This window comes from Streptomyces capoamus (genome assembly GCF_014654935.1).
Lineage (GTDB): Bacteria > Actinomycetota > Actinomycetes > Streptomycetales > Streptomycetaceae > Streptomyces > Streptomyces capoamus.
On the sequence record NZ_BNBF01000001.1, the window covers coordinates 350997 to 357919 of the forward strand.

At 75.5% G+C, this 6923-nt stretch carries 7 protein-coding genes; 5 read left to right on the top strand and 2 right to left on the bottom strand.

Features of this window, described 5'->3' with window-relative positions; all coding sequences use genetic code 11:
* The coding region (locus IE312_RS38485; protein WP_440862341.1) for a TerD family protein at positions 1 to 815 on the top strand (815 nt) is incomplete at its 5' end.
* Between the two features lie 33 nt (positions 816 to 848).
* On the opposite strand, the gene IE312_RS01680 is transcribed toward IE312_RS38485, so the two are convergent.
* A complete protein-coding gene (locus IE312_RS01680; RefSeq protein WP_189977567.1) occupies positions 849 to 2042 on the bottom strand; it encodes a glycosyltransferase in 1194 nt (397 codons plus the stop codon).
* 39 nt (positions 2043 to 2081) lie between these two features.
* Here IE312_RS01680 and IE312_RS01685 point away from each other — a divergent pair, with 39 nt between their 5' ends.
* The gene (locus tag IE312_RS01685) at positions 2082 to 2876 is read left to right on the top strand and encodes a glutamate racemase (protein WP_189977569.1); all 795 of its coding nucleotides are present in this window, start codon (positions 2082 to 2084) and stop codon (positions 2874 to 2876) included.
* A 150-nt stretch (positions 2877 to 3026) separates the two neighbouring features.
* Entirely contained in the window at positions 3027 to 3572 is a 546-nt protein-coding gene (locus tag IE312_RS01690; RefSeq protein WP_189977571.1) for a hypothetical protein, read from the top strand.
* Positions 3573 to 3594: 22 nt separating this feature from the next.
* Here IE312_RS01690 and IE312_RS01695 read toward each other — a convergent pair whose 3' ends face one another.
* Positions 3595 to 4614: an O-antigen ligase family protein gene (locus tag IE312_RS01695; RefSeq protein ID WP_229898965.1), complete on the bottom strand. Its 1020-nt coding sequence runs from the start codon at positions 4612 to 4614 to the stop codon at positions 3595 to 3597.
* Positions 4615 to 5035: 421 nt separating this feature from the next.
* On the opposite strand from IE312_RS01695, the gene lnt reads away from it, so the two are divergent.
* Both lnt and IE312_RS38490 read left to right on the top strand, forming a co-directional pair.
* Positions 5036 to 6646 (top strand): apolipoprotein N-acyltransferase, encoded by a 1611-nt coding sequence (gene lnt, locus IE312_RS01700; RefSeq protein ID WP_189977573.1) that lies wholly within the window; start codon positions 5036 to 5038, stop codon positions 6644 to 6646.
* 71 nt (positions 6647 to 6717) lie between these two features.
* The coding region (locus IE312_RS38490; RefSeq protein ID WP_229898869.1) for an NUDIX domain-containing protein at positions 6718 to 6923 on the top strand (206 nt) is incomplete at its 3' end.

Here is a 6923-nt window from a genome sequence, read left to right on the forward strand (position 1 = left end):
GCTACGGCAGCGGACTCGAAGGACTGGCGACGGACTTCGGCATCACCGTGGACGTGCCGCAGCACACCGCACCGCCCGCCGCACCGGCCCGGGCCGCACCTCCGGCACCTCCGGCCCCTCCCGCCGTACCTCCGGCCCCGCCGGTCCGTGCCACGGCGCCCCCGGCGCCCACGCCCCCGGCGCAGCCGGTCCGCCTGTCACAGGTCACCCTCACCAAGGCGGCCCCGTCCGTCTCGCTGGCCAAGCAGGGCGGCACCTCCGGTGCCATGCGGGTGAACCTCAACTGGCAGATGCGCAAGCAGTCCCCGGGCTGGGGCAGCCGGTGGGCCGGCCACGGCGAGGTCGACCTCGACCTGTGCGCGCTGTACGAACTCACCGACGGCCGCAAGGGAGTCGTCCAGGCCCTCGGCAACTCCTTCGGTTCACTGCACCGGCCGCCGTACATCCACCTCGACGGCGACGACCGCACCGGTGCCGTGGAGAGCGGCGAGAACCTCACCGTCAACCTCGACCACCGGCACGACTTCCGGCGCATCCTGGTCTTCGTCACCATCTACGAGGGCGCGAACTCCTTCGCCGACCTGCACGCCACGGTCACCCTCCGGCCGGAGCACGGCGCGCCCATCGAGTTCTCGCTGGACGAGTGCACCGTCGCGTCCCCGGTGTGCGCGCTCGCGCTCATCACGAACACCGGAGGCGACCTCGTCGTCCGGCGCGAGGCGCGCTACCTGGTGCCGGAACGCGGATCCAGCCCGCAGCGGACCATGGACCGCGCCTACGGCTGGGGCATGAACTGGACGCCCGGCCGCAAGTGAGCCGGGCCGGCCATCCGCCGACGGACGCCGGGCTCAGCCCTCGTCGGGCACGGCGTCCGGACGGGCGTAGGTGCGGCCCTTCCACGCCGCCCCGCGCCCGCGGTAGTGCTGCACGGCGGAGTCGACCGTCATCAGCAGGTACAGCGACGCGGTGAGCGGCAGGAGCGGCGCGAGCCACGGCGGCTGCCGGTAGTAGCGCAGCATCGGCAGGTACGTGCCCGTCATCACCGCCCACGCCGCCGCACCCACGAGCGCGGTCGCCGTACCGCCGCCGGCCGCGCCCACGGCCACGGCGGCCGGCGGCACCAGGTAGACCAGCGCGAGCCCGGCGACCGTACCGAGGAGCAGCAGCGGGTGGTGCCGCAGCTGGGCATAGGCGCTGCGCGACACCATCCGCCACAGGTCGCGCAGCCGCGGATAGGGGCGCACGCTGTCCACCCGGTCGGCCAGCCCCAGCCAGACGCGGCCGCCGGCGTCCTTCACCGCGCGCGCGAGCGCCACGTCGTCGATGACGGCGTGCCGGATCGCCTCCGGGACACGTGCCTTCTCGGCCATGTCCGCGCGCAGCAGGACGCAGCCGCCCGCCGCCGCTGCCGTGCGCGACCCCGGGCGGCCGATCCGGCGGAAGGGGTACAGCTGCGCGAAGAAGTACACGAACGCCGGCACGACGAGCCGCTCCCACGGGCTCGCCACCCGCAGCCGCGCCATCTGCGACACGAGGTCGAAGCCCCCGGTGCCGGCCGCCGCCACCAGCCGGCGCAGGCTGTCCGGCGCGTGCGCGATGTCCGCGTCCGTCAGCAGCAGGTACGCGGGCTCACGCGCGCGTGCGGACGCGATGCCGTGCCGCACCGCCCACAGTTTGCCCGTCCAGCCCGCCGGGGGCTCACCGGGCGAGCCCACCGTGAGCGGCAGCCCGCCGTGCCGCCGGGACAGTTCCCGGGCCAGCTCGCCGGTGCCGTCCGTGCTCCCGTCGTCCACCAGGAAGATCTCCGCCCGCCCCGGGTAGTCCTGCGCCAGCAGCGACGGCAGACTGGCGGGCAGCACGGCGGCCTCGTCGCGGGCCGGTACGACCACACACACCGAGGGCCACTGGGCCGGCTCCCGGCGCGGCGGCAGCCGGACGTCCGTGCGCCAGAAGAAGCCCTGGCCGAGCAGCAGCCAGCACCAGGCGGCCAGTGATACGACGGTGATCCACAGGAAGGCGCTCACGGCCGCAGTCTGCCCCACCCTTCCGGCTTCCAGGGCGGCATCGTCTATCGTGGCCGGGTGAAGATCGCGCTCATGGACTCCGGAATCGGCCTGCTGGCGGCCACCGCCGCGGTACGGCGCCTGCGGCCCGACGCGGATCTCGTGCTCTCCCTGGACCCGGACGGCATGCCCTGGGGGCCGCGTACCCCCGAGGACGTCACCCGGCGTGCGCTGGACGTCGCCGAGGCCGCGGCGGCCCACCGGCCCGACGCGTTGATCATCGGCTGCAACACGGCCACCGTGAACTCCCTGCCCGCGCTGCGCGCCCGCCTCGAACCCGGCATTCCGGTCATCGGCACGGTCCCCGCGATCAAGCCGGCCGCGGCCGGCGGCGGACCCGTCGCCATCTGGGCGACCCCCGCCACCACGGGCAGCGCCTACCAGCGCGGCCTGATCGAGGAGTTCGCCGCCGGGGTGCGGGTGGCCGAGGTGCCCTGCTGGGGCCTGGCCGAGGCCGTCGAGCACGCGGACGAGGCGGCGATCGACGCGGCCGTCGCCGCGGCGGCCGCGCTCACGCCCGACGACGTGACGACCGTCGTCCTGGGCTGCACCCATTACGAACTGGTGGCGGAACGTATCCGCGCCGCCGTCCAGCGGCCCGGCGCCGCCCCGCTCGTGCTGCACGGCTCCGCCGGCGCGGTGGCCGCCCAGGCCCTGCGCCGCATCGGCGAGCTCCCCGCCCCCGAGGCCCCCGCTGAGGGAACGCTGACCGTCCTGCTGAGCGGCCGGCCCGGCCCGCTGCCCGCGCCCGCGCTGCACTACGCCGAGGGACGGCTGCTGCCGGCCACCGGGCCGCTCGCCGACCGCGGCTGACCCCTACCGCCCCGGCACCCGTCCCACGGTTCCCCGGCACCTCGCCCGGGCACCCGTCCCACGGCGGCCCGGCCCCCCGGTCCGGGCCGCGCGGAGCAGTCACCCACTGTGCGGCTCCCCGCGCGGCCGAACCTGAGTAACCTCGTACACATGAGGGACCACCCCGACGCCGACGACACTCCGCCCCCGGACGTCTGGACGGGACGCGCCACCAACCGGGTGCAGTGGCTGCTGGCCCTGGTGGGCGCAGCCTGCATGGCGCTCGGCATCGAACTGGCCGTCGACTCGGCCTGGACCTCCGGGACCGCCCCGCTGGCGATGTCCGTGGTCGGCTGCATCGCGGCCGGTCTGCTGGTGCTCTTCGGCACGCTCGCCTTCGTGCACGTCGACCTCAAGCTCGACAGGGAGTGCGTCGAGGTGCGCTGCGGGCACATCGGGCTGCCGCGCCGACGCATCCCGCTCTCGCACGTGGCCGGCGCCGACTTCACCGCCCTGGTCACCCCCCGCCAGTGGGGCGGCTGGGGCTACCGCTGGCGCCCGGAGAAGGGCACCGCGGTCGTCGTACGCCGTGGCGAGGGCATCGTGCTGCGCCTGTGGGACGGCCACACCTTCACCATCACCGTGGACAACGCGGAGACGGCGGTCCAGGTCATCAAGGACCGCCTGCGGACGATCACCCCGGGCACGGCCGGCTGATCCGTTCCGCTCGGCCTTCCGTTCACCGCCGTGGCGCCGTACCGGTCCCCGCGCGGGGCGTCGTACCGCTCCCCGCCCAGGGCGTCGTACCGGTCCCCGTCCAGGGCCGGGCCGTGGCCCAGCCGGCCAGGAGCGCCGCGCCCGCCGTGACCGCGGTGAAGCTCAGGGCATTGCTCACCGAGGCCAGGACGGCCAGCCCGGCCAGCGCCGCCCCCGCCGTGAGCGCGACCGGCGTGGAGCGCGGCGAACGCCACAACGCGTACAGCACCCAGCAGAACACCGCGGCCAGCAGGAGCACCCCGACCAGCCCCTGCTCTGCCGCCTGCTGCAGCGGGGCCGAGTACGGTCGGCCGTCGGACGGCGGGACCCGTGGCGCCGCCGTGCCCAGCTCGCCGAACCGGCCGGGACCGATCCCCAGGCCGCCGTGCCGGCCCGCGAGTCCCAGGGCCTGGCGCCACAGCCGGACCCGGTCCGCGCCGAGCCGGTCCCGGAGCGCGTCGGCGAGGCCGCCGGGCAGCGCGTCCCCGGCGAGTCCCCAGAGCGCGGCCGCGACCAGGCCCGCCGCCGCGGCCGGCCCCGCCAGCCACGCCCCCCGGCCGCGCGCCGCCCCCGCCGCCAGCGAGTACACCAGCACGACCGCGCCCGCCGCGCATCCGGCCACCGACCCCAGCACGGCCCCGGCGGCCACGACGACGCAGGCCAAGGCCCGCAGTCCGAAGCGGAGGGCCGGTACGGCCGTGGCCCAGGCGGCACAGCACGCGGCCCCGGTGGCCAGCGCCAGCAACGCGGCCGTGGCGCCGGCGTGCCCGGGCGGGGCGGCGTACCAGGGACCGGGGGAGAGCCCGGGCACCGCCACGGCCAGCGCGAGCGCCGTCACCGCGCCGACGCAGGGGGCGGCCACCGGCAGCAGCGCACCGGAGACCCGGCCCGCGGCGTAGCCGGCCGCCGCGGCGAGCACCGCGAGCAGCATGCCCTCGGGCCGGCCGCCGTGGGCCGCCGCGGTGATCAGCGACCACCCGGCGCAGGCCCCCAACAGGAGCACACCCGTCCCGTCGGAAACGTTTCTTCGCGTGCTGTAGACGTCCGCACCGTACGCACCGGTCACGGATCCCGTCCGTGTCGACCCCACCCGTCGCCCCTCGTACCCGGTCCCCCGACCTGTGGCGGACCACGGCCGTGTACCGGTCCGGCCGCGCCGCCGAAGCTGGGCACACCGTAACGGCTCATGGGTGCTTTGGACACGAGGCAGGTGGAATCACTGTGATTCCGCCCCATACCGGCGATCTTCCCGGCTGCAGCGGCGGTCTTCCCGGCCGGGACGCCGTCCCCCTCCGGGCGGGAGCCGGCGGCCGGGCGCCCGGCCGCCCGCCCCCCGCCACCGGGCCCGACCAGGCACAACCGCCGGTGTTCCGCCCCCGGACCGTCCTGTCGGCGACGATGCCGACCGCCGTACACTCACCCGGGTGACCGTCACCGCAACTTCCGTGGACCAGCCGGACCAGCTCGAACCGCGCCCCGCCCCCGGCGCGCGCGGCGGCCGGCTCCTGCGCCTGGTCCCGGCCGCCGCCTCCGCACTGAGCGGAGTGCTGCTCTACGTCAGCTTCCCGCCCCGCACCCTGTGGTGGCTGGCCCTGCCCGCCTTCGCCGGTTTCGCCTGGGTGCTGCGCGGCCGGAGCTGGAAGGCGGCCCTCGGTCTCGGCTACCTCTTCGGGCTGGGCTTCCTGCTCCCCCTGCTGGTGTGGACCGGCGTGGAGGTCGGCCCGGGGCCCTGGCTGGCCCTGGTCGCCATCGAGGCGGTCTTCGTCGCCCTGTCCGGCGTGGGCGTCGCCGCCGTGTCCCGGCTGCCCGCGTGGCCGGTGTGGGCCGCGGCGGTGTGGATCGCGGGCGAAGCGGTACGCGCGCGCGTGCCCTTCCGGGGCTTCCCCTGGGGCAAGATCGCGTTCGGTCAGGCGGACGGCGTCTTCCTGCCGCTCGCCGCGGTGGGCGGCACCCCGGTCCTCGGCTTCGCGGTCGTCCTGTGCGGCTTCGGCCTGTACGAGGCCGTCCGACTGGCGGGCGAGCGGCGCCGGACCCGTACCGTCCGGCCGGCCACCGCGGCCGCCGCACTGCTGAGCATGGCCGTACCGCTGGGCGGCGCGCTCGCGGCCCGCGCACTGGTGAGCGACACGGCGGAGGACGGCACCGCCACCGTGGCCCTCGTCCAGGGCAACGTGCCGCGCTCCGGGCTGGAGTTCAACGCCCAGCGGCGGGCCGTGCTCGACTACCACGCGCGCGAGACGCACAAGCTCGCCGCCGACGTCAGGGCGGGCAAGGTCCCCCGGCCGGACTACGTGCTGTGGCCGGAGAACTCCTCCGACATCGACCCGCTCGAGTACGCCGACGCCTCCCTCGTCGTCGAACAGGCGGCCAAGGACATCGGTGTGCCCGTCTCCGTCGGCTCGGTCGTGGAGAAGGACGGCAGGATGCTCAACGAGCAGATCCTGTGGGACCCGGTGAAGGGACCGACCCAGACCTACGACAAGCGGCAGATCCAGCCCTTCGGTGAGTTCCTCCCGCTGCGCTCGCTGGTCGGAGCGATCAACAAGCGGTGGACCGAGATGGCTCACCGGGACTTCGACCGGGGCACCCGGCCGGGCGTGTTCCACATCAACGGCGCCAAGGTCGGCCTGGCCACCTGCTACGAGGCCGCCTTCGACTGGGCGGTGCGGGACACCGTGACGCACGGGGCGGAGATGATCTCCGTGCCCAGCAACAACGCCACCTTCGACCGCAGCGAGATGACCTACCAGCAGCTCGCCATGTCCCGGATCCGCGCCGTCGAGCACAGCCGCACCGTGACCGTGCCGGTGACCAGCGGCGTCAGCGCGGTCATCATGCCGGACGGGCGCATCACCCAGAAGACGGGCATGTTCGTGCCCGCCTACCTCGTCCAGAAGGTGCCGCTGCGCACGTCCACCACGCCCGCCACCGAGGTGGGCATCCTCCCGGAGATCGCCCTGGTGCTGGTCGCCGCGGGCGGGATCGGCTGGGCGATCGGGTCCGGGCTGCGCGCGCGGCGCACCGCTGTCGCGTAGCCGTACGACCGGACGTCGTGCGACCTCCGCACCTGCCGGGGCGCGGCGCGGCGGCCCGTTAGGGTCGGCGCATGGCTACTCCCGATTTCATCCGCACCCTCAGGGCCAGCGCCGGCCGGCAGCTGCTGTGGCTCCCCGGCGTCACCGCGATCGTCTTCGACGACGAGGGCAGGGTGCTGCTCGGCAGGCGCACCGACACGCGCAAGTGGTCGGTGATCGGCGGGATTCCGGACCCGGGCGAACAGCCCGCGGCCTGCGCCGTGCGGGAGGTCTTCGA

Coding starts and splice junctions, on each gene's coding strand:
- IE312_RS01690 (WP_189977571.1), top strand. CDS start 3,027: ATGAGGGACCACCCCGACGCCGACGACACTCCGCCCCCGGACGTCTGG.